The organism is Kiritimatiellia bacterium (genome assembly GCA_018001225.1).
Classification (GTDB): Bacteria; Verrucomicrobiota; Kiritimatiellia; order CAIQIC01; family JAGNIJ01; genus JAGNIJ01.
The window spans coordinates 1-25,005 of sequence record JAGNIJ010000021.1; the positions used below are offsets into that span (position 1 = coordinate 1).

The 25,005-nt window shown below is 67.0% G+C and carries 9 protein-coding genes and 1 tRNA gene; 2 read left to right on the top strand and 8 right to left on the bottom strand.

From position 1 onward, the window contains the following. From KA248_08420 to KA248_08440, 5 genes are all read right to left on the bottom strand, one after another. Positions 1–2,913 (bottom strand): PAS domain S-box protein (locus tag KA248_08420; GenBank protein MBP7829927.1); only part of this gene is annotated, 2,913 nt, incomplete at its 3' end. A gap of 17 nt (positions 2,914–2,930) precedes the next feature. Beyond that, entirely contained in the window at positions 2,931–3,866 is a 936-nt protein-coding gene (locus KA248_08425; protein MBP7829928.1) for a PAS domain S-box protein, read from the bottom strand. Positions 3,867–3,879: 13 nt separating this feature from the next. Next, positions 3,880–4,323, bottom strand: coding sequence for a response regulator (locus tag KA248_08430; GenBank protein MBP7829929.1), 444 nt, complete (start codon positions 4,321–4,323; stop codon positions 3,880–3,882). A gap of 891 nt (positions 4,324–5,214) precedes the next feature. After that, the gene (locus KA248_08435) at positions 5,215–9,954 is read right to left on the bottom strand and encodes a PAS domain S-box protein (protein MBP7829930.1); all 4,740 of its coding nucleotides are present in this window, start codon (positions 9,952–9,954) and stop codon (positions 5,215–5,217) included. 464 nt (positions 9,955–10,418) lie between these two features. Further along, positions 10,419–11,138, bottom strand: a complete 720-nt coding sequence (locus KA248_08440; protein MBP7829931.1) for an NERD domain-containing protein — start codon at positions 11,136–11,138, stop codon at positions 10,419–10,421. Between the two features lie 170 nt (positions 11,139–11,308). On the opposite strand from KA248_08440, the gene KA248_08445 reads away from it, so the two are divergent. Continuing rightward, positions 11,309–11,381: transfer RNA gene (locus KA248_08445), tRNA-Lys, on the top strand. 41 nt (positions 11,382–11,422) lie between these two features. Here KA248_08445 and KA248_08450 read toward each other — a convergent pair. Continuing rightward, entirely contained in the window at positions 11,423–13,480 is a 2,058-nt protein-coding gene (locus KA248_08450) for a transporter substrate-binding domain-containing protein (GenBank protein ID MBP7829932.1), read from the bottom strand. A gap of 104 nt (positions 13,481–13,584) precedes the next feature. After that, a complete protein-coding gene (locus tag KA248_08455; GenBank protein ID MBP7829933.1) occupies positions 13,585–14,979 on the bottom strand; it encodes a DUF1570 domain-containing protein in 1,395 nt (464 codons plus the stop codon). A gap of 80 nt (positions 14,980–15,059) precedes the next feature. On the opposite strand from KA248_08455, the gene KA248_08460 reads away from it, so the two are divergent. Continuing rightward, positions 15,060–21,803 (top strand): hypothetical protein, encoded by a 6,744-nt coding sequence (locus KA248_08460; protein MBP7829934.1) that lies wholly within the window; start codon positions 15,060–15,062, stop codon positions 21,801–21,803. Between the two features lie 10 nt (positions 21,804–21,813). Here KA248_08460 and KA248_08465 read toward each other — a convergent pair whose 3' ends face one another. Then, positions 21,814–25,005 carry a hypothetical protein gene (locus KA248_08465; GenBank protein ID MBP7829935.1) on the bottom strand — a complete coding sequence of 1,064 codons (3,192 nt, stop codon included), beginning with the start codon at positions 25,003–25,005 and terminating at the stop codon, positions 21,814–21,816.

The following is a 25,005-nucleotide window of genomic DNA, read 5'->3' on the forward strand; positions in this document are numbered from 1 at the left end:
GCCGTACACCGTGGAGAGGCCCATGCCGGTCCCCTTCCCCGCCGCCTTGGTGGTGAAGAAGGGCTCGAAGACGTGACGCTGGATCTCCTCCGACATGCCGGTGCCCGTGTCGGCCACCGAGATCTGAACGAAGCGTCCGACCCGCGCGTCCGGGTGCGCGGCGAGATCCTCCTCGGCGAAAGTCCGGTTGGCCGTGGAGATGTTCAACGAACCGCCCTCCGGCATGGCATCGCGCGCATTCACCGCCAGGTTCAAGATCACCTGTTCCATCTGGCCGGGGTCGGCGCGGATCGGCCAGAGCCCGGGCTCCATGTTGAGGTTCAGCGCAATGTCCTCGCCGATCATGCGCCGCAGCATCTTGCCCATGTTTTCGATCAACTCGTCGAAATCCACGGTCTTCTGCTCGAGAACCTGCTGCCGGCTGAACGCAAGCAGTTGCCGGGTGAGCGCCGCGGCGGACTCGGAGGCCTTCCGGACCTCGAGCATGTCCTCGCGCCGGACGGATTCGGGCTCGTCCGCGGAAAGCGCCAGGTCGGTGAAGCCCTGGATGGACTGCAGCAGGTTATTGAAGTCATGCGCGATCCCGCCCGCGAGGGTGCCGATCACCTCCATCTTCTGGGCGTGGGCCAGCCGCTTTTCGACGTCGAGCTCGCGCGTGACATCTCTTTTCACGGCCACGTAGTTGACGATCTTTCCGTTGGCGTCGTGGACGGGCGAGATGGAGGCGTCCTCCGTGTAGAGCACGCCGTCCTTTCTCCGGTTGACCATTCGTCCGGTCCACACGGCGCCCCTTGAAATCGTGTCCCAGAGCTGCCGGTAGAAGTCCTCGCCCTGGCGGCTGCTTTTGAGGAGGCGCGGGTTCTTCCCAATGGCCTCTTCCCGCGCGTAGCCGCTGACCCGCGTGAAGGCCGGGTTGACGTACTGGATGTTGCCCTGGACATCCGTGATGACGATGGCCTCGCCGGCCTGCTCGATGGCGGACGCCAGGCGCGCCCTTTCCGCCTGGCCCCTCCGCTCGTCCTCCAGGATGCTCAAGAGCACGGTCCGGGCGCGGTCGCTCTCGGCCGCCAATTGAACGGCTTTTTCCTCGGCGCGTTTCCTTTCCGTGATGTCCATGTCCATGCAGAATACTTCGCTGACCTTCCCTTTTTCGAAGACCGGGAACATGACGGAGTAGAGCCAGCGCTCCTCCCCGTTCCTCGCGGTCACCCGCCATTCCGCCGGCGGGGAAGACTGTCCCGTCCGCCAAATCTCGGCGATGGTATTCTGGCAGCCGGTCTCGGGGTCTTCCCGGAGCAGGTCCTGTATCCGTTTCCCCACGGCCTCTTCCCGCGTGAATCCGAACAGGCGGGCCGCGGCCTGGTTCCACTGCAGGATCGTCCCGTCAGGCGTATAGCTCTCCACGGCCACGAGGGGATTGGATTCCACCACTGTGGAAAACCGGGCCAGGGCTTCCCGGACCATCTCCGAGGCGTGCTTCTGCTCGGTGATGTCATCCAGGGCAAGGACCGCGCAGCGCTGCTTGTTCATCACGACGGAACTGGCCCGGTAGCTCAACCAGCGCGGGGCGGCATGGGATTCCACGACGACCTCGGCCTCGCCCTGCCGATTCTCGCGATGCTCATCCCCCGCCAGTGCGCTCCGGATGGCCTGGTTCAGACGGCAGGCCGGGCACAGTTCGGTGCTTCCGCAACCCCGGGGGTCCCTTGCCCGGTTTACGCACCGTATGAAATCGCCGCACTTCAGCCCGGCCAGGGAGCCTTCGTCCCGTCGGAACATCTGCTCCGCGATCGCATTGGAGAAGAGGATTCGCTCATCGGCGCCGAAGACCAGCATGCCGACGGGCGACGAGGTCAGCACTGATTGCAGGTTGTCGCGGCTTTCGATCAATTCCTGTTCCGCGCTTTTCTGGGCCGTCACGTCCGTTGCGACTCCGCACAGGGCCACCGGCGTCCCCTTCGAATCCCGAACCAGGGTGGTCCGGCAGTCCAGAATCAATGCGGTCCCGTCGGCCGCCCGGTTCAGCACCTGCCCTCGCCACTGGCCCTCTTCCAGCGTGCGGCGGATGATTTCCTTCTGCGTGGTTCCCTCGCGGGGGTCCTCGCCGTAGGATTCGACGGACTGCCCCAGCAGTTCCGCGCGCGACCGTTTCAGGATCCGGGTTTCGGTGTCGTTGACGTACGTAATGCGGCCCTCCAGGTCCGTCACCGTGATGGCATCGGCGATCTGGTCCAGGACCATCCCCTGGAGCCGAAGCTGCTCCTGGCCGCGCCGGACCCGGCGGTTGGCGCGATGCAGGCCGATCACGCCCAGGCCCAGCAGGAGCGCCAGGGCGGCCAGCGCGGCCGGCCACGCGGCCCGCGCCATCACGCTTTCTCTCCAATGCCGGGCCTCGATATCCATGCCGAAGACCGCCAGGAGGCGGCCGGTGTCCGGCTGTACCAGGGGGACAAAGGCGCTGATCCAGGTGCCCCATCGGTCTGTAAACGGCCCGTCGGTGCTTTCCTCCGCGCCGTCGAAAACGGCCGTGACGAATCGGCTCACTTCGTCATACGTTTGCCCGGGCGGTGAATAGTCCGGCGAGTCCGCGGGCTCGGAATCCACGAGGAAAAAGACCATCCCGTCCGCCCGGCGGCCCATCAGGTACAGGAACCGGCACCGCTCGTTGGCCTGCCGCATCCTGGCCAGCTGTTCCTTGAGCCGAACGTAGTCGGTTGAACCCAGGTCGGCCTCCGATCCCTGGAGGACGCGGATTCGATCGAGATTGATGGAGAGGGCGGCAATCCGCGCCCGTTCCAGAAGTTCCCGGCGCAGCAAACGGTCGGCCCGGCGATACGCCGAGACCGTGGCGCCCGCGATCAGGACGATCGCCGGGAGCGCCAGCAGCCACGGCATGGGATGCCTGAATTTCATCGACCCGGGGCCTTTCTTCAGCCGTTTCCCTCGTTCCCGTACTTCGGTTTCTCGCCCAGCCGCTTGAGCAATTCGTTCACCTCGGCCTTGAGCTCGATGACGCGCCCCTCCCTCCCCAGCGTCGCCGATTGCCACCGGCGCAACTCATCCAGCTGTTGCCGCAATTGCTCCTCCGCCTTTTTCCGCTCGGTGATGTCGTTGATGCTGGAGAGGATGTACTTCTCACCCCGGAAGGTGATAAGCCGGGCGGAGAAAAGGCCCATGACCGTGTCGCCGTTCTTTTTGCGGAACTGGAATTCCCAACCATCCACCCGTTCCCCGCGGGCCACGGCGCCGACCACGCGCTCGCGGTCCTCCTTCCGCACCCACAGGTTCATATCCAGCGACGCGCGGCCCAGGGCTTCCTCGCGGCTATACCCGGTGATGGAACAGAACCCGTCGTTCACCTCCGTGAACCGGCCATCCTCAAGGCGCGTGATCGTGATCGCGTAGGGCGACGTCTGGAACGCGAGGGCGAATTTCTCCTCGCTCTCCCGCATGGCCGCCTCGGCCCGGTCCCGGGCCTCCCGGACCTCCTTTTGCTGCAGGGCCTCCTTCACGGCGAACGGAAGGCGGGTCATGTTGTCCTTGAGCACGTAGTCCGCCGCGCCGGCCTTCATGCACTGGACGGCGGTTTCCTCGTTGAGCGAGCCCGTCAGCAGGATCAACGGCGGACGGGGATCCCACTGGAGCGCCAGTTGAAGCGCCCTCATGCCGTTGAAGCGCGGCATGGAGTAATCGGAGATCACCGCGTCCGGCCGGAATTCATCCAGGGCCTTCAGGTATTCCTCCTCCGTATCCACGCGCTGGAACTCGAAATCCAGGCCGCCGCGGCAGAGTTCCCGCTGGGCCAGCTCGGAGTCCGCGGGCACGTCTTCCACGAACAGGATGCGAATGCGCGAGGCCGCGTTCATGCCGGTTCCTCCATCAGCCGTTCGGCGGCTGGTTCAACAGGAGCCAGTATAACCCCAGGTCCCGCACGGACTCGAGAAACTTGTCGAAATCCACGGGCTTGACGATGTAGCTGTTGACCCCGAGCCTGTAGCTTTCGACAATGTCCCGCTCCTCCTTCGACGACGTCAGCACCACCACCGGGATCGTCCGGGTGCGCTCGTTGTTCTTGACGGCGCGCAGGACCTCCAGCCCGTCCACTTTCGGAAGCTTGAGGTCCAGGAAGATCACCCGGGGCCGCTTCTCGATATCCCGGTCCTTGAATGCGCCCCGCGCGAACAGGAAATCGAGCGCCTCGGCGCCGTCGCTCACGTGGGCGATATGGTTGGCCAGTTTGTTCTTTTTCAGCGCCCGAAGGGTCAACTCCGCGTCACTCGGGTTGTCCTCGACCAGGAGGATTTCGACTTCGTTTTCTTTCATGTCAGCGCCCTTTCATTCGCTCGGCGGTCGGGGCCGACCGCCCTCCAATCCTCGTTCATGCCCCTGATTCCGGCGGCGGGGGCCCGCCGCCCTCCATGTATGACACCCACGGTCTGGAGGGCGGCAGGCCCCTGCCGCCGTCCCTGGATCACCATCGAATCTCATGAATCACGCCTCGATATGGCCAGCCCTCCCATGTCGGCACCAATCCCTTGCGTACGGGATTCTGCCTCATGTAGGACAGTTTTTCGTCATAATGCTCCACGTCTCTCATCTGTGTGTCCCATACGTCCATTTGCCATCGACCCTTCAACGGCGGGTGGCATTGACTCGCCACCCGTTTCCAATATCGGCACCAGTGCTTGATGCTCTCCGGATGCACAACCCCGGGCGTACAGAAGAGATGAACATGGTCGGGCATGCACAGGAACTCGCCCACGCTCCATTGCGTGGCCTCCTGCCATGCCGCCCAGAGTGCGGCTACGGCCTCCGGGTTGTCGAGGAGATGTTCCCGGCCCAGAATACACGCGGTGCAGAGCGCGACGACAGGTTGATGGAACCGCTCGACAGGCGGAGGATGCGCCGGGTAGCACCGTTGGGGCAATGGGATCGCGTCCTTCATTGTCGTTCGTGTTGGAGGGCGACGGGCCTCCGTCGCCGCATCTTCGGCGGCAGGGGCCTGCCGCCCTCCATTATGCCTTTCATTTCGCTCGCTGTTTCCGTCGGTCAGGGCCGACCGCCCTCCATTACCCCTATTTAAGGCCCATGCCTTCTGGAGGGCGACGGGCCTCCGTCGCCGCATCTTCGGCGGCAGGGGCCTGCCGCCCTCCATTGTGCCTTTCGTTTCACTCGCTGTTTCCGGCGTTCGGGGCCGACCGCCCTCCATTACCCCTATTTAATGTCCATGCCTTCTGGAGGGCGACGGGCCTCCGTCGCCGCATCCCCCGCTACCCTCGGTACCGCAAAGTAAAACGTCGCGCCCTCGCCGACTTTTCCTTCCGCCCACACCCGGCCCCCATGCCGCACCATGATGCGCTGCACGATGGCCAGGCCGATGCCCGAGCCCTCGAACTCGGACGCCTTGTGCAACCGCTGGAAAATGCCGAACAGCTTGGCCTGGTACTGGGGATCGAACCCCACCCCGTTGTCCTTCACGAAGTAGACCTGCTCCCTGTTTCCCTCGCGTGCGCCCACTTCGATGCGTCGATTCTCGCGGGAGGCGCTGTACTTGAGCGCGTTGCCCAGCAGGTTGAACCAGACCTGGCGCAGGAGCGTAGGATCGCCGTGTGCCGACGGCAGATCGGGCAGTATGAACTCGCTCCTCGCCGCCTCGCCGGGAGGAACCAGTTCCCGGTACACCGAACGGGCCAGGCCCGTCATGTCCACCGGGACGGATCTCACCTCGGTCCGCGTGGCGCGGGACAGAGCCAGCAGGTCGGTGATGAGCCGGTCCATTTGACGGGTGTTTTCGCGGACCACGTTCAGCAGGCGCACGGCCTCGGCGTCCATCTTGCCGGTAAAGTCCTCCATGACGATGCGGGAGAAGCCGTCGATCGCCCGCAGCGGGGCGCGCAGGTCGTGCGACACGGAGTACGCGAAGGCTTCCAGCTCCTTGTTGGAGGCCTCCAGTTGGGCGGTGCGCAGCCGGACCCGTTCTTCCAACTCGGTGTTGAGCTGGCGGATTTCCGCCTCGGCCTTTTTCCGCTCGGTGACGTCCCACACGGTGGAGATCATCAGGGGCTTGCCGGGCACCGGGATATTTCTCGCGGTGACGTAGGCGGTCTCCCGGCCGGCGCGGGCGATCGGAACGTCGGTCCAGTACATCCGTTCCGGCTGACCGCTGGCGCAGTCCTCGATGATTTTCTTCCTGATCGCTTCGCGGAACTCCGGGTCCTCGTAAACGGCGCTCCAGAACCCGTCCGGCTTCGCCAGGGCCTCGCGCGTGGTCCGGTAGAAACGCGGAAAGTTGTCGTTCATATAGTGGAAGGACACGGAAGGGTCCACGGAATTGACGGCCACGCCGACCGGCAGGTTGTCGAGGACCGCCGTGGTGAAGGCCTCGTTCTGGCGCAGCGCCTCCGAGGCGCGCCGGAGTTCCGTGATGTCGGAGAGGATGCCGTTGATGCCGGCGGCGGGGTCGGCCTCGCGGCGGCGGCGGCTCGTGGAGCGCACCCAGCGCTCCGAGCCATCCCGCGCCAGCACCCGGAACTCCGAGGCGTAGTAGCGGCCCGCCAGCGAGTCCGCGAAGGAAGCCTGGACCGCGGACAGATCCTGCGGGTGAATGAATTCCGCGAACGAATGTCCGACGACCTCCTCCGGCGCAAAACCGAACAGTGCTTTCGCCGCCGGGCTGACATAGGTAAGGAGGCCTTCCGCCGAGACACTGAAGACCATGTCACTCAAGTTCTCGACCAGTTCCCGGTATCGCTCCTCGTTCGCGCGCAACGCCTCCACCATCCGGGTCCGCTCCGTCTCGGCCTCGATGGCATACAGGGCGAACCCGATGTCGCCGATGAGTTCCCGGAAGAGCGACTGTTCTTCCGCGTCGTCCGCCACGCCGCGCGGCAGCGCCACGACGATGACCCCGTAGTGGCGATCCCCGTGCCGCAGCGGGCCCGCGAGGGCCGCTGTGTCGCGGTAGGTCTGGGCCATCGGGCAATGCGCGCAGTTTCGCTCCGTGTTGTGCACGACCACGATGTCCGACCGGGCGAGGACCAGGCGGCAGCATTCGGGGGACTCTCCCTTCTCCATCTGCGTCCGCACCGCCGTGAACCCGTCCCCCAGGCCTGACTCGGCCGCCGCGCGCAGCCGTCCGTCCGAATCGGCCAGGCTGATCCAGGCGGAGCGGTACCCCCGGGTTTCGGTGAGGATGGCACACGCCTTTTGCACCAGGGCCTCCGGGTCCTTCTCGTGCGTGATCAACTGGTTCACGTTGCGGACCGCCCGGAGCACCTCGGTCAGGTGCCGGATGCGCTCCTCCACCTGCTTGCGCTCGGTGATGTCCCGCACGATCCCCGCCATGCGGCGAGCCTGCCCATTTTCATCGCGCTGGTGCCCCCCGATCGCCAATATCCACCGGATTTCGCCATCCCGGCGCCGGATACGACACTCAACACTCCAATCCTTCTGCGCTGCGATGGCGTCCTGAAACCGCTGGTTCACCCCGGCCCGATCCTCCGGGATGACATGTTCGAGGAACATCTCATAAGTCCAGTGCGGAAGGAGTTCCGGGTAACCGAAAATCCGATCATGCTCTAACGAGCGAATGGCGGCATGATTCATCAGATCGAGTTCCCATCCGCCCGTGTGGCTCTTTTCCAGCGCGAAATTCAACCGATCCCGGCTCTCGCGGAGCTGCTCCTCCGCCTGCTTACGCGCGATCGCGATACCGAGGCTGGCCGCCAGGCCCTCGAAGAAGTGAACCGTATCGGCCGTGAACAGGCCTTTTTTCCGGCCAGCCAGATGAAGCAACCCGATGATTTGGCCTCCTACGCGGATGGGGATCAGCGCCACCGACTGGAATCCTACGTGCAGACACCGGTCCCGCGGACGCCGCCGCGGGTCGTTCTCGTGCAGCGACGCGGCCAGGGACACGGCGTCGGCGGTCCAGAAACTGCCCGCCGGCGTGACCGAATCGCCGGACGGGCCGCACTTCTCCGAAAGCACGAGACCGCAGGTGCATTCCAGGCAGACCTGCCCGTTCTCGTCGCGGCAGAACCCGCCGTCATCCGATCGGGCCGCCAGGAAATTCTCCGCGACGACGAATTCGTCGGAGAGACCATCCGTGCCCAGGTATGGGAAATCCTCGCCCTGCTTCAGACGGATCCCCGCGGCGTCCAGCCCGGTCTCGCGCCTGATCAGGGCCATGACGCCGGCGGCGGCATCCTGCAACGGCATCGTCCTGTTGAGGATCTCCAGGACCCCCGCCGATAGGAACTGCAACCGCTCCGCCTGCTTGCGCTCGGTAATGTCCGCGGAAAGAACAAACACACCCTCCGGCGCGGGCTGCAGGCTCAACTCGAACCAGCCTCGGTCCCCATCCGGGTAGACGAACTCATTTTCCATCCGAATGGCGACCTGCTCGGCGCGGCAGCGTCGTATCTCTTCGAACAAGGGTGTTTGTTCGATGCCGGGATACAGCTCGGTGATGAGGTGGCCCTCCAACTCGGCGCGCGGCCGCCGGCCGTGGCGCGCCGCGGCCTCGTTGACGTACAGGTAGCGCCCCTCCGGCGAGAGGATCTGGCACCCCTCCATCATGCTGTCCAGCGTTCGCCGATAGCGCTCCTGGTGCCGCCGTTCCGCCTCGGCGGCTTCGAATTTCCGGCGATAGCGCAGCGCCTCCTGCCGCCGCCAGAGCGAGCCCATGACCGCGCCGGTTGTCACAAGCACCACGCCGATGATGGCCAGAAGTTCCCACAACCTCCACCGCAGGGACTCGACGAGTTCCGACCGGTCCATGCGGGCCACCATAAACCAGGGGGAATCGGGGATGGCGCGCACGCAAGCGATCACGGGCACGCCGCGGTAATCCCGGCCATCGATGATGCCTTCCTCGCCGAGGACTGCCCTGACCGCCGGCACAACGGTATTGGTGATCGAAAAGCGAAGGCGCAGCGCGGTGTTCGTGGCAAAGCGGAGCTCGTTCAGAAAGACCGCCTCGTCTTCCTCGCGGCGGACAAGGAGCGTTTCCGCCGTCCGGCTGGGATTGGGCCAGCGCGTCACGAGCGGGTACAGGTACGTCCGCGGATCTACGCGCAGCACAAGAAGCCCAAGGGGCTCGCGTTGAGTGGCATCAGCAAACAGCGGCACCAGGACCGACAGGTGCACGGGCTCGTCCGGCGAATGCCGGTGAAAGTCCATGAATCCCGGGGAGCCCCGGCGGAAGGCCTCCGCGACCGGCGCTTCGAAATCCGGCATGACATCTGGCGTCGGGCCGGGCATGGCCAGGCGCGGCCGGCCTTCGGCATCCAGCAGAAATACGCTTTCGTATTGATAGGCCGATTGCACGTGGTCCAGCCAGGTCTGCAATCGGATCTGCGAATCGCCCTCCGCGGGATTCTCCAGGTAGCGCTGGACCAGGCCGGAGAAATTCGGATTGTTGTGCAGGACGGCCGCATCACCGAGCCGTTCGCGGCGCCACTGTGCGATGTCAGAGACCTTCAGGTCGGCGATAGCCGAAAGCTGCTGCTCGATGGTTACACGGAACTGCTTTTCCAGCTTCCGGTAGTACTGCAGCCCGGCAAAGATCACGCCCACGGACAGCGCCAGAAAAACCGCCAGGAAGTGGCGGGCGGAAGGCTTCGCCTCGAGGGACGGCGGAGGAGACGGAGGCACGGCCATTCTCATCAGCGCCAAGCCGAGCCCGATGAAAGCCAGGCTGGTTGTCATGGCGGGGGGAATTGTCATCCCCCCGTACAGAACCGGCGTGCCGTACAGATAGGCCAGCAGCCAGACCAGGCTTATGCCTGACACCGCGCACGCCAGCCACCAGGCGGCCGCCAAACAAACGCGGGGTTCGGGTGCGGAGGTCGAATGGCACAGCAGGGCCAATGAAACCAGAAGGAAGCATGCCGCGGTGAACGAGGACATGTGCCCGATCGGAATATTCCCGAACTGGACGTCCAATTGCATTCCGAGGCGTTCCGCGGCGCAATGGATACCGAGCGAGGACAAGACGAGCAGCGCGCCCGAGACGACAGCGCCCACCACGGCGAGAGCCCTGCTGATCGGCAAGCGGCGGGGAAACGCTCGCCCGCGCAGGCCTATGGCTGCCGCAAACAGGAGAAATAGAACGGCCGTGCTGGGGGCCATCGGAATCCGTTTAACACCCAGGGAGGCCAGACGGGGCCGGCCCGTCACCCAACCGGCCAGCGCCATAAAGGCCAAGGCGGCCGCCAAGCCCGCACCGGCCAATTCCCATCGCCGGATTACGGGCTCTTGCGGTTGTTCATCGCCGGCCATGATCGAGCCCTCCCGCCGAGGCTGACAGCCATAGCACTCGGGCTATATCGTTTATTTTGGGATTCGATCCGTGGCGTGTCAATTGCATCCGGCACTTTTACGTAATGCTTCACTCATGTACGCGCTTCGCTTCATTACAGGGCTTCGCGCAGGCGGGCGGTGGCCTGGTCGATCTTCCGGCTCGAGTAGGTCCGCCCGGCCGACCACGTCGCCACGTGCCGGACCGCCGCCTCCGGGTCCAGGATGGGCATGGACGCCGCCGCGACCCGCCACTCCGTGCCCGGCGAATCGAGGACCAGGAGGGGCCGGATGTCGGGCCATTCGACGCCGCCCCGCTGGAAGTACCGGTCCACCGCTTCGACCTGTTTCCGGAGATCCGCCAGCGGATTGGACACGCGGAACGGCTTGCTGCCCGGCGCCGAGGTCACGGTCCACCAGGCGTCCTGGTCGGCCCCTTCCACCGCGCCCCGCCAGAAACGCACTTCGATCACGAAGAGGCCGCGGGGCGTGATCACCAGCAGGCGCACCGGCACTCGCCGCCCGCCCCACGGCAGCCCGATGTCCTCCAGGATGAAGCACTCCTCGCCCAGCGCGGTCTTCAGCCGCTCGGATAGACCCGGACCTTCATGCCACCGCGCGTCGATGGCCCGCCTTTGACTCTCCAGCTTCTGTATCCTCACGGCGTGCCCGACACAGAAGAAAGCGGCCAGGCTGCCGATGACCAGCAGCCCCGGGCCGTGGGATCTGAAAAGAAGAACGCCGGCCACAAACAGGTTGAGGGCCACCAACGCCTCCGCCATGAGCATGGCGTGGACAGGCCGGAAACGCCCCCGGGGAACGCGATGGCGTCTCACGATAAATTCATCGGTCAGGACGCGAGCCATAATCTCCCCCACGCCGGATCGCTGTTTTCTTTTTACACGGCGGCGACGTGCGGGTCAATCGCGGGCCTCTGGACATCCGACACCCAAATGATATTTTGACAGGCAGAAGCGATTGCCCTATTTTCCGCGACGATTTGCGGGGGCCGGTAGCTCAGTTGGTAGAGCACGAGCCTTTTAAGCTTGTGGTCGTGGGTTCGATCCCCACCCGGCTCACTTCCCTCCAGGCGAGTTCGCAAGGACGGCACACCCGCGTGTCAGCGGGGCGTTTCGGCCGGCGCGGCCAGGGCCTCGGCAATGGCCCGGTTCAGGTCCGCCAGCGAAATGGGCTTGCGGAGGATGGGAATCACGTCCTCGGCGAATTGCTGCGCCACCTCGGGCGTGCCCGAGAGGATCAGGCAGGGCAGCGTCCACCCGCGATTCCGGACCTCGTGCAGCAGGTCCATGCCGGTCATGTCGGGCATGGACAGGTCGGTGAGCAGGATGTCGGGCCGGTCCAGTTCCATCCGCTCCAGCGCCTCGCGCGCCGACGAAACGACTTCGACCACGTGGCCCACCGACCGCAGCATGGCGGACATGGTCTTCAACACGCGGGGATCGTCGTCCACCACCAGGATTCTCCGCGGGCCCGGACCGGCCACGGGGCGCGGCGCCTCGGCCGGCGCCGCCGCCCGGGCGGCGATGGGCAGCAGGATGGTGACGGTGGTCCCCTTCCCCGGCTCGCTGTCGATCACGATCTTGCCCTGGTAGTCGCGGACGATACCGTGCACCATGGCCAGCCCCATGCCGGTGCCCTTCTCGCCCTTGGTTGTGAAGAACGGATCGAGACAGCGCGCCTTGACTTCGGGCGTCATCCCGCAGCCCGTGTCCCGGACCTCCAGCGCCACCCATTCCCCGCGCGCCGAGGTGGTCAGGTTCAACGTGCCGTCCCGCTCCATGGCGTGAACGGCGTTGATGATCAGGTTGATCAGCATGTCCCGCAGCTCGGACGGCGAGCCTTGGACGAAGGGAATCTGGCCGAGGCGGGTTTCCACGGCGATCCGTATGCCGGCGGATTCCGCCTGCGTCTTCCAGCTCGGGCGGCTCAACTCCACGGCGTCGCGGACCACCGAGTTCAGGTCCACGGGATCGTGCCGCGTGTCACCCTGCTGCGCCCGGTAGAAGGCCTGCATGCGCTTGACGATGACCGCGGCGTCCTGGGCCGCCGTCCGGATCATCTCGAGGCTGTGCTGCACCTCCGCGCGATCCCCGCCGCCGGCCGGCTTGAGCAGCATCAGTTCGGAATAGCCGAGGATGGACAGCAGGCAGTTGTTGAAATCGTGGGCGATCCCGCTGGCCATGCGCCCCAGCGCGTGCAGGCGCTCCTGCTTGATGGCCTCCTCGTGGGCCTTGGCCACCTCGTGGAGGGCCTCCTCCAACTGCCGCGTCTTCAGGCGGAGGTCGCGGGTATAGATGCGCACGACGCGGCGCATGCCGAAGCCCAGCAGGGCCAGCAGGAGCACGAGCAGACCCAACCCGATCAGCGCGTTGCGCATCCAGGCCGGGTAGCGGGGCGCGGCCCCCGGCTCTCCCAGCCAGGCGCCCAGGATCTGGTAGTAGATCGACGAGCGATCCTTCTTCAGGCGCGCGAGCCGCCGGTCCAGGGCGTCCAGCAGCCGGCCGTCCGACGAGGCCGGCGCGGCAAAGACCAGCTTGGTGGGCTGGAAGATGATGGCCGTGGGCGACACCCGGTAGCGGCCCGCCTCGCGCCCGCCGAAGAACCGGTTGACGATGCCGGCGTCCGCTTTCTTCTCCTGCACCGCGGCCAGCACCTCGTCATGGCTGGCCAGGACCGTCATCCGGACTTCGATCCCGAGATCGGGCAGCAGTTCGCGGACCACCTGCTGCTGGATGCTCTCGTCCAGGACCGCCACGTTCAGGCCGTGCAGGGCCTCCAGGTCCTGGATCGCGAGGCCGGGCCGCGCGTACACCTCGAGCCATGAGGAAAGGACGGCCACCTGGCTCAACTTGAACCGAGCCGCGCGCTCCGGGGTATACGCCACGTCCGGCAGAAGATCCAGCCGCCCCTCCTCCAGCGCGCGGACATGGTCCGCCCAGTTACCGACCATGAAATCCAGTTGCCAGTTCTCCTGGGAGGCCACGTGTTCCAGGATATCGACGAAGAGGCCGTCGGGCTTGCCCTCCGGATTGATGAAGATCTTGGGGGGATTCTGGTAGACCCCCACGCGCACGGTGCGGGCTTCCTCCGAACGGCTTTCCGCGCCAGACAGGGCCATCGCCAGCGCCACGACGGCCCATCCCCGTCTACCCGGCATGCTTGGCCTCCATGCTTCCACCTCCACCCTGCCCTTGCGGGCGCGCGCCGGCGCCCGGTTACAGCCATCCCTGTTTTGGAGTTTAAAGCACGTCCCTCCGCCGATCAAGATTGCTTTTCCAGGACGAAGGCCAGCCATCGCTCCCACAGTTCATTCGGCTTGAGCCGCAGGAAGCGGCAGAGCACGGCCAGCTGCCCGGCCTTCCGGATCGCCTGGAAATTATTCCTGTCGCGCAGATAGCGGAGATAATCGAAAAACGAATTCCGGTATTCAGGCTGCATGAGGAAATAGACCAGGCCCCAGGACTGGTCGTAGGCGAGCCCGATCCGCTCGTGGACGCCGAACGACATGAGGCCCGCGTCGTCGCGCAGATCGACCAGTTCCTCCAGCCCGATCAGCCTCCCCTCGTCCAGCGCCTCCCGCAGCGAGCGGAGCCGGAGGGGATCCTCCGCCCCCAGCGGCAGGGTTTCGCAGAAGGTCGCCAGCCCCTCGATCAGCCACTCGCCCTCGATCCCGTGCCGCGAGTGAATGCCGTAATCGTAGAACAACTGGTGCGCGCCCTCGTGGCGGATCGTCGTCCGCGTCTGGGTCTCGGCCAGCCGTTCGATGTCCTGCTCGGTTTCCCGGCGCCACTCGCGCAGCCGGGCCTCGACCTCCGGCGAGAGGCGCCCGGCGCGGTGGCGCGCCTCTTCTTCCTCCACCTGGCGGCGGAGGTCGGCGACGCGCTCCGAGGCGCGCTGGTTGAAGAGCACCAGCCGGTCCAGGCGCGGGCTGTAGAACCCGGCCGTGCTTTCCATGCGGGGCGCGTGCTCCCGCTGGTAGGCCCGGAAGGCATCCTGCCGGGAAAAGAACAGCACCTGGATGCTTCGATCGCGGCGGGTCTCGACCATCAGGCCCCGCCACACCTCCACGAACTGCCCGTGCAGGACTTCCAGGATTTCCACCATCTGCTCGACGCGGAAAAAGGACTCGTCGGTCAGGAGGCTGAACGGGGGGCGCCGGTAGAAATTCAACTCCGGGAAGTCCATCTGGAACCGCACGTCCCGGTAGGAGATGTCCGGGGCCGGCGGTTCGAGCTGCTCGATGGATTCCAGCCGGCGGCGGGGGATCACCGCGGTGACCTCGGCGCTGTCGCCGTAGGTGCGGACGAAGACCAGCTCGTCCCGGCGCTCCTCCACGATCCGGCCGCGGAGCGTCTGCCCGTCGGTGAAGACCAGTTCATGGGTCGACTGCTCGGCCCGGACCCGCTCCTCCATGCGCCGCCGGGTTTCCCGTTCGGCGTCCGTCCACCGATCCTCGGGCTTGTCCTCCGGGACGGCTTCGTCGCCTTCGCCGTACCAGCGGAAGGCATGGGCCATCCAGCGCCCCGGATCGGTTTCCAGGAACTGGTAGAAGCGCGGATCGCCTACCCGGTTCCAGTACAACAGGAGCAGCGAGCCGCCGAGCAGCCCGGCCAGGACCGCCGTCCGGACCCACCGCCATGGATGCCTGCGCCGCATAACTCGTACAATGGAGCAGGATTCGTTCCGGTTCAACTCCCGGCTTGCGGGCCCGGCGCCGACCGCCGTATGCTGTAAGCATGAAGGCGCGATGGCCACGCGGGGGCGCCCGGGCCTTGGTCCTGCTGTCGCTTTTGGCCGCGGCCAGGCCGAGTTTCGCCGGGGGCCGCGTGGTCTACGAGAAGACCATCGTGGTGCTCGATCCGGCCGAACGGCTCGGCGAGGCCACGGACCGGTCGAACGAGCCCGGCGCGGTGGAGGACACGGAGGAACTCGTGGCGGATGTCCCGGGCGGGACGGCCTGGACCTCCGCGACCGAAGCGCCGGGCGCGGACAACCTGTTTTACGAGGACTTCGAGGGCGACTTCCCCGGCGCCCGCTGGTCCCTGTCCGGGAACCCGACGTGGAACGACACCAGCTTCCGGTCGTACGAGGGAATCTGGAGCGCCTGGTGCGCATCGGGCGGCACGAACGGGCTCAACCCCTCCGGCCCCTACACGAACAGCATGAACGCCTGGGCGACGGCCGGGCCGTTCGACCTGTCCGACGCGGCCAGCGGGCAGGTCTCGCTGTGGTCCTGGATCAAGACCGAGAGCGGCCAGGATTATTTCAAGTACATGCTCTCCACGAACGGCGTAAACTACTCGGGGTACCAGATCGCGGGAGTCGCCACGACCTGGACGGAGCGCACGATCCCATTCACCAACGTCCCCACCTACGGCAACATCCTGGGCTGTTCCAACGTCTGGCTCGCCCTGATCTTCACGAGCAACGCCGCGACGAACGACGCGGGTGTGTTTGTGGACAACGTATCCATCGAGGCCGCGCGCCCGAACATCACGCCCTACCAGCCAGCCGGCTGGAGCGATGGGATCGTGGTCTCCGCCGTCAGCGGAACGACGACCGGCAGCGCGATCTATGCCGGCGACATCGCCTACATTGACTATGCCTACATCAACCAAGGCGGCGCCTCCGTCCAGGGCCGGGTCTATTCGGAGTTCTACGTCAACGGAAGCCGGGTCCGCCGCTCGTACTACGACAACCAGCCGACCAACGTATGGGTCGCCGCCTACGACTTCGAACACACCTTCCCCGCCGCCGGGACGTACACGCTGGAGCTGGCCTGCGACGCGGACAACGACGTGGCGGAATCCGACGAGGACGACAACCGGTACGCCACCGGCGCGACGGTCCAGGGCAACGAGCGTCCCAACCTCACGCCCTACCAGCCGGCCGGCTGGAGCGACAAGCTCGTGGTCTCGCCCGTCACGAATACGACGACCGACGGCCCGCTCTTCTCCGGGCAGACCGGCTACGTGGACTACGCTTACATCAACAACGGCAGCGCGGACGCGGCGGAGACCTTCTACGTGGAGTTGTACGTCAACACCACGCAGGTCCGGCGCGCCACGAAGGACGGGCTTAAGGCGGGTTACTACGCCGCCCGCCTGGACGTGAGTTACGTGTTCCCGACCGCGGGCGCGTACACGGTGCGGTTTATCGCCGACGCGGACAACGACGTGGACGAGTTGAACGAGGGCGACAACCAGTACCAGCGGTCGGCCAGCATCTCCGCCTCGGGCCTGCCCAACCTCCGGCCCTACCAGCCGGCGGGCTGGAGCAACATGATCGTCGTCTCCTCCGTGCCCGGGACGTCCATCGACGGCGCCGCGCTGTATCCCGGGCAGACCTCGTACATAGATTACGCCTACGTGAACGATTCCCAGGTGGACATCACGAACACGTTTTATGCCGAGCTTTTCGTCCACACCACCCTCGTCCGGCGCGCGAGCCGGTCCGGCCTGCTGCAAGGGAACTACGCCTACAAGACCGATTTTGAGCACGTGTTCCCGACCGCCGGCACCTACACCGTCAAGCTCGTCGCCGACGCGGACAACCATGTCCCGGAATCCAACGAGGGCGACAACGAGTTCCAGCGCAACCGGTCCGTCGGAGCGGATCTGCGCCCCAACGTGACGCCCTACCAGCCGGCCGGTTGGAGCGACAAGATCGTGATCTCCAGCCGGAGCGGCACCTCGACCGACGACACGATTTACGCGGGCAGCGAAGTCTTCGTGGATTATGCCTACATCAACAACGGCCAGAGCAACATCACCGGGACCTTTTACACCGAGTTGACCATCGGGGGGAATCTCGTCCGGCGCGGCTCGATCGGCGCGCTGAACCAGGGCCAGCACGCCTACAAGCAGGACGTGAAATATACGTTTGCAAGCGCGGGAACCTACACGCTGCGGGTGGTCTGCGACGCGGACGGCGACGTGGCGGAATCCAGCGAGGGGGACAACGCCTACCAGCGCAGCGCGACCGTCTCGGAGCCCCTGCGCCCGAATCTCACGCCCTACCAGCCCTCCGGCTGGAGCGACAAGATCGTGGTCTCCGGCGTGGCGGGGACGCACACCGACGGCGCCGTGACGGCGGGCGCGCCCGCCTACGTGGACTACGCCTACATCAACAACGGCACGGCCGACGCGACCAACATGCTGTACGTGGAACTGTTCGTGGACGGGGCCCAGGTCCGACGGGCCTCCGTCAGCGGCATCAAGGCCGGGTACTACGGCTTCAAGGACGACTTCGCCTACACGTTCACGAACGGCGGGACCTACACGCTAAAGCTCGTGGCGGACGCCGACAATACCGTGGCGGAATCGAACGAGGCCGACAACGAGTACGAGCGCGCCGCGCCGGTCTCCGGCGGGGCGCCGGCGATCCGCGTGGAGCCCGAGAGTTTCTACTTCACCGGCCCGGGCGCGACGGCCGCCGCGGCGGCGGCCGCGCCCCGGCCCGACCACTGGATGGCCTTCGGCCGCGAACCCGACGCGGATTACCAGCCGGCCGTTTCCCTTGCGGCGTCTGACGCCGACGGGCTGGAGATCCAGTTCAGAACCCCGGGCGTGACTGCCGCGCGGACGACGGAACAGGGCCGCGATTATCACGTGCTGCAACTGGGCCGTTCGCATGGGGATATGCCGACCGGCCATCCGGATCTGCCCGCGCTGCGCCGGTTCATTCATGTCCCCAGGGGCCGGGCCGCCGCCGTGGAGTACACGCTGGGCGATCGGGTTGAACTGGACAACTGCGAGGTCTATCCCGTGCAGGAGCCGCAGTACGATACCGCGGGCGCGCGGGAGCCGGCGTTCGTCCGGGACGAGGCAGCCTACGCCCGGGACGCCTGGCTGCCCGCCGAGCCGGTCCGGCTGGACGAGCCGGAAATCCTGCGCGGGGAGATCCTGCAGCGGCTGACTGTGTATCCCTTCCAGTACAATCCCGCCCGCCGCCTCCTGCGGGCCTACCCGGATATCGCCGTCCGCGTGACGTTCTCGGGCGCGGAGCGGACCCGCGACGAGCGGCTCCGGTCGCCGGCGTTCGACCGCCTCCTCGCGCGCTTCGCGCTCAATCCGGCCGCGGAAGACGCCGCGCCGGAGCGGCCCGCGGCAACGACGGCGGCCCGGGTTGGCGCGGACTACCTCATCATCAGCGCGCCGGCTTTCGCCACGCAGGCCCAAGCGCTGCGCGACCACAAGATCGGCCGGGGCATCAGCGCCACGGTCAGGACCACGGCCGACACGGGGGCCACCAGCGCCCAGATCAAGTCCTACATCCAGAACGCCTACAACACCTGGTCCCCCGCCCCGACGTACGTCCTGCTGCTCGGCGACGTGGAGACGATCCCCACGACGTACCAGACCACGAGCGAGCGCGGGACGGATCTCTACTACTCGACGGTCGACGGCTCCGACTACGTGCCGGACCTGTTCCTCGGGCGGATCTCCGTGGACACGGCCGCCCAGGCCGACATCGCGGTCCGGAAGATCATCGCCTACGAGAACGACCCGCCCACGCGGGCCTCCTTCTACCAGAAGGCCGCCATGGTCGGCTATTTCCAGGACGACAACAAGGACGGGTACGCCGACCGGCGGTTCCTGCAGACCTGCGAGGAGACCCGCGCCTACCTCGCGGCGCAGGGCTACACGGTGCAGCGGATCTACTACACCAAGAGCACCGTCACGCCGCGCTACTGGAACAAGGGCACCTACGCCAGCGGGCAGGCGATCCCGGCGGAACTGCTCCGGGCCAACGGCTTCGCCTGGGACGGGGACGCGGCGGACATCGCGGCGGCGATCAACGGCGGCGCGTTCCTGGTCATGCACCGCGACCACGGCATGGACCGCAACGGCGGCTACTCGGCGACGGGCTGGGGCGATCCCCGCTTCACACAGGCCGAGGTGGCCCAGTTGGCCAACGGCGAGATGCTGCCGGTGGTCTTGAGCGTCAATTGCCAGTCGGGCTGGTTCGACGGCGAGACGGACCACGTCGGCGACCGGAACTACGAGAGCTTCTGCGAGCTGTTGCTCCGCCGGGAGAACGGCGGCGCGATCGCCGTCTTCGGCTCCACGCGCAACAGCATCAGCGGGTACAACGATTTCATGGCCATGGGCTTCCTCGATTCCGCCTGGCCCGGGTTCCTGACCGGCGCGGCCAATGCCTCCGGCGCGGACCGGCGGCTCGGGGCGATGCTCGTGCACGGGAAATTCGCCATGGACCAGCTCTGGGGCGACCGGTGGGGCAACCGTAAGATGGAATACGAGCTGTTCCATCTCCACGGCGATCCGAGCCTGTCGATGCGCACGGAGAACCCGTCGTCGGACGACTCGTTCGTCATCTACAACGACGGGGACGCCGACCTGCTGATCACCAACATGGTCAAGCGCGACGGCCAGGCCTGGCTCTCGTTCGACCCGGGCGCGCCGATGACGATCCGGCCCGGCCAGGCGCAGGCCGTGCAACTGGCCGTGGACTGGGGCGCGGCCCTGGTCGGCGGAACCAACGACCGCATCGTGATCTACCACAACGACCCGGCCCGGAATCCGTATCCCTCGGGCGTGGACGTCGGCATCCCCGGCCGCCCCCCCGTGCTGCGCGTTTCCGAGCTGAGCCTGGCCCCGTCCGTAACGGCGGGCGCCAACGCGTCGTCCCTGTACTTCCAGGTCTGGAACGACGGGCTCGGTACGATGAACTACACGGTCGCCAGCAACGCCTCCTGGCTTGCTGCCGTGCCTTCCTCCGGCAGCAGCACGGGCGAAGCCGACACCCTCGAGGCGCGGTTCCAAACGGCCGGCCTGGCCGCCGGCAACTACGAAGGCACACTGACGCTCGCGGCGTCGGGGGCCGACCGTTCCCCGGCCGCGGTCCAGGTGCACCTGACGGTGCACCCGCCGCAGCCCGCGATCCAGCGCGACCCGGTTTCCCTGTCGCGGACCATCCGGACCGGCGAAACGGCCGGCGATGACAGCTTCGAAGTCTGGAACTCGGGCGGCGACGCCATGTACTACACCGTGTCTAGCAACGTCAGCTGGCTGTCTGTGGAGCCGACGTCGGGACTCAACACCGGAGCGCGCGACACGATCCTGATCCGCTTCCACACCGCCGGCCTGGGCACGGGGCTGCATACCGGCGGCGTGATCGTAGCCTCCGCCGGGGCGACCAATTCGCCCCAGGCCGTCGCCGTGCAGGTCACCGTCGTCGCGGCCGACGACGTCTACGAGGAGAACGACTCGCTCGCGACGGCCTACGACTGGACGTACGACGGGGCGGGCGCGCCGCTGAATGCCGAGCGCACCTGGTTGAGCGGCCGGGAAGGCCCCGCCCTCCAGGCCGACGAGGACTGGTACCGCATCCGGGTCGAGCCCGGCTACGAGCGGGTGTCGGTCACGTGCCTGTTCGTCCACGCCGACGGCGACATCGACCTGGCCCTGTGCGACGACGCGGGAACCGAACTGGCCGCCTCCCGCGGGTCGGCGGACGGCGAAAGCCTGTCGCTCACGGTGCCGGCGCCCGGTTATTACTTCCTGCGGATCTTCGGCGCCGGGACCGGCAACGAGTACGACCTGTGGTGGAACGGGTTCGACGCACAGGCGGTGCTCGCCGCAGGCGTCTCCAGCCTCGCGCGGACGGCGGACCAGGGCGCGGACGCGGACTCGCAATCGTACGAGACCTGGAACGGCGGCGGCGGGGACCTGCCCTACGAAATCCTGGAGAATTGCCCGTGGTTGAGCGTCATGCCAACCAACGGGAGCAGCGCGGGCGAACGCGACGAGATCCAGGTGCTGTACGCGACGGCCGCGCTCGGCGCCGGCGCCCACGCCGCCGTGATCACGAACCGCGCGCGGGCGGGCGCCAGCAACGAGGTCCTGCTCTCCGTCCTCCTGACGGTCCGGCCGCCGGACGACCCTTACGAGACGAACAACGCCTGGACGACCGCCTACGACCTCTCCGCCCAGCCCGCCGCGTGGTTGAGCGGCTTGGGCGGTCCGGGCGTCCAGCGGGACGACGACTGGTACCGCATCGCCGTCCCGCCGGGCTACGAGAACGTGATCATCACCTGTCTCTTCACGCACGCCGAGGGGGATATCGACGTCGGCCTCTACGACGCGGCCGGGCAGCGGCAGTTTGTGGCCGAGGGCGTCGCGGACAACGAGATTCTCGACGGCGACGTGCCCGCCCCCGGCACGTTCTACATCCGCGTCTACTACGACGACGCCGGCAACACCTATGACCTCTGGTGGAACGCCGCGATGAGACAGACGCCCATCTCGACCCTGGGCCGCACGGGGACCGCGACGGGTGTGCAGTTGCAGATCGAGACGCAGCCGGGTTGGCGCTACGACCTGCAGTATTCCACCGGCCTGCTGCAGGGCGCCTGGAACACGCTTTCCACGAACGCGGGAACCGGCGCGCCCATCGCGCTCCCCGACACCCACGCCGTCCCGCCGAGGTTTTACCGGGTGCTGATCCGTTCGCCGTGAGAAGCGCCGTTTAGCGGAAGCTCACGTCGAACCAGCGCTGGAGCACCGCCGCGCCTTCGGACTTGATCTCCACGAAGATCTCCCCGGCGCGGGCTTTCTTCCTTTCGACCGGCAGGGAAAGCGTACGGACGGAATCCGGGGCCAGTTCCTCGACCCGGCGCCCGCCCTTGTGATCGCCCTGCCACTCGATCTCCAGGGGACGCGGGCGGTTGGAATAGTTCTGAACCCGGATACCGATCGCGGCCCGGTCCCCGCTTCCCTCGACCCGGCGCGCGGGCGGGTCAAACACCAGCGCGTCGGCAATCCGCGGCTTGAACTGGCGCACGCAAACCTTCCGCTCGGCGCCGCGCGAAAGAGTCCATTGGACCTCCAGCCAGGGATCCTCCGCCAAGTCGTCGGCTTCGAAATACCCGGCCAGGCGCTGCGCCTCGCCGGTCGCCACCCCGGCGGCCGCGCCATCCAGCGGCCGGTACGCGCGGCTGGAGAGGACCTTGAGTTCAGCGATGTCGAGCGGCGCCTCGCCCCGGTTGGCCACTTCGACCCGGACCTCGTTGCGGTCGCCGCGGACGGCGGGCCCGGGAAACTCCACGTTGCAGTACGCGCCCCACTCGAGTTCCGAGCGAATCGAGGCGAGATTCGTCAGGCCGGCCGACGCTTCCCTTCGGCCTCCGGACCAGGCGCCGAGGAAGTCCAGTTCCTGCTGCATGTCCGACGCCGTGAACCCGTCGAGCGCCGTGATCTCATAGGGCATCAGAGCCACGGGCGCGGCGGTTTCTCCGGACGGAATAACCCGAACATACCCGTTCCGGGGGTCGAGAAGAAGGCCCGGTTCCTTCGCCGCGGGCCAGTGAATTGTTCCTCGCACGCGTTCGGCCGAGGTGTTGCGCAGCGTGACGTGTCCCGACGGCTGGCGCACGTTGCCGAAATACTCGCTCCACAATTCCTCCGGCCCGGCCTCCACGGGACCGGATGGACACCAGCCCGCCGTCGCCAGGCGCCGGATCAGAGGAAGATCGCGCTCCAGCACGGCGCGGAGCGCCGCGTCCGACCGGGCCTCCTCCCAGATCCGGTCCGTACCGCGCGCCCGCTGGAAGAAGCCTGGCAGAAAGCCGCGGAACATGCACCATGCCAGGTGCCGCGCGAGTTCCTCGGAGGACAGGGACGGCGCGGGCTCCTTCCGCGCGGCCACGACGGGCTTCCGGCCGGCCATCGCCCGGATCGCGTTGGCGGCGCCCTCCCGCGCCGGATCGCACTCGATACCCGGCCACGCGGCGAACTCCGCAACCACCACGTCCAACAACGGCGCCGCAAACGGCGGGGGGATGTCCGGCAGACGCCCGGCGACATAGCCGCCGGACGCCCGGACCGCGGCCGACCAGAAAGCCAGGTCGGCGCAGCAGGCCAGCGGCGAGGCCAGTCCCGGCAGCCAGCGGCCGGACGCGCAGGTCGCGGGATGATCCGCAATCCCTAGCGCGGCCGCATTGAAGTCGAGGGTAGCGGGCGCCGGGGGCGGCTCGAAGAACAGGCCATGGACCGGCGCGGTGTGCATGACCGAGCGATAGAGCCGCCAGTCGGCCATGGCGCGGTTCAGCGGGGCCGCGGCATTCGGCGCGAGGCGCGGATCCGCGCTGACGCGGAGGAACAGGCCCGTGGCGCCGCCCCGCCCCGACTCCTGCCAATCCAGCTTGCCGTCCGGGCGCCGCGATCCGCCGACGAGCGCGGCCGAGGCCAGTTCGCTTTCACGTCCCGATCCCGCCGTCAGCATCTTCAGGAGACCCTCGCTGCGGTTTTCATCTTTCGCCAGGCGGGCCGGGACATTCAGTCGGTAGGACCAGGGTTCCAGGCGGAGGAACGACAGGCAGCCGGCCGGCGCGCCTTTTTCGTCGCCGCCCACGTCGCGGAGCAGGTCCGGCTCCTCGCAGGCCAGATCCAGCGTTCGGGGGTCGGTCGCGCCGGAGAACGGCCGGCCGAACCCGCATACCGGGGCCTGCCGCAGGAAGAATCCGGGATGCTCCTGGTAAAACCGGGTCAGCGCCTTCCGGAACCCGTTGGTCGCCTGACCCGGGAAGACGCGGAATGTGCAACGGAAAAAGGCCCGGCCGGGAAAATTGGATGTGCGCGGCGTCAGGGCCAGGTCGTAGGCGATCCCGAAGAACGGCCTCGCGGGATCGGCCACGATCTCAAAGGACCGCGGTTCGGCGGGATCGGTTTCCGCCATGAAGCACTCTTCCTTCCGCGTGACCACGCCGAAAGGAAAAGCGGACAGGCGCGCGGGGCCGGATGACGAAGACAGTGCGCGCCGGAAGCGGAAGTCCTCGTGCCACACCGCCTTTTCCAGGTCGGTGCGGAGCCCCATATCGAGGCGCAGGCACCGGGTGCGGTCGGCCTGAAGCCAGCCCGTCGCGGAGATTTCGCGTGCGGCATCCTGCTGGAGGATCAGCCCCCACTCCACGTCCAGCGCGCGGCCCGTCCAGCGCACCCGGTTACTGCTGGCCGTCACTTCGGCGGGCTGCAGGTCCGCCTCGCGGCCCGTGGCGGCATCGGTCAGCCGCGCGACCAGGACCGCCCCGCAGGATTCCGGCAGCGACACGGGGCCGGGCCCGTCGACGGGTTGCCCGTCCCAGGAATCCAGCAGGGCCGGCAGCGTACGGGACAACGTGGCGGGCGGCGGCCGGAGCAGGTCCGCGATGTCCTCGGGCTGCAGCGCGGTGGTCCATCGGAAAGGCGGCAGCGAATCGAAATCGCACGGCTCCATGTCGGCCATCGGGTAGCGGTCCTCCGCGGCCCAAGCATCGGAGAGGATCTCGACGGCCCAGGCACCCTGCCCCTTCGCCGCGCGCAGGGGGATGAAGCAGGTCAGGGTATCGGCCTCGACGAAAGAAACGGCCGGCTCCACGGCATCCCATTTCCAGCCCTGGGCGCGGGGGGGATAGCGATAGAGCACTTGGTTTTCGAGCATGTAATCCGCACCCGTCGCCATCTCGCCGCGGACCGGCCCATCGATGTCGAGCAGGATGCGCACGCGGTCCGGGGCCACCGGCCGGGTCAAGGCCAGCTTGAAAACCAGGTCGCCTTCCTCGCCTCGCATAACTTCGACGGCCTGCACCCGGGGCGGTGCAGCAAGGAGTTCCTCCCCGGCCCATACCGTTCCGCCCTCCGCCAGGACGGCGGCCAGTATCCAGGCTCGATTCAAGGCGATCAT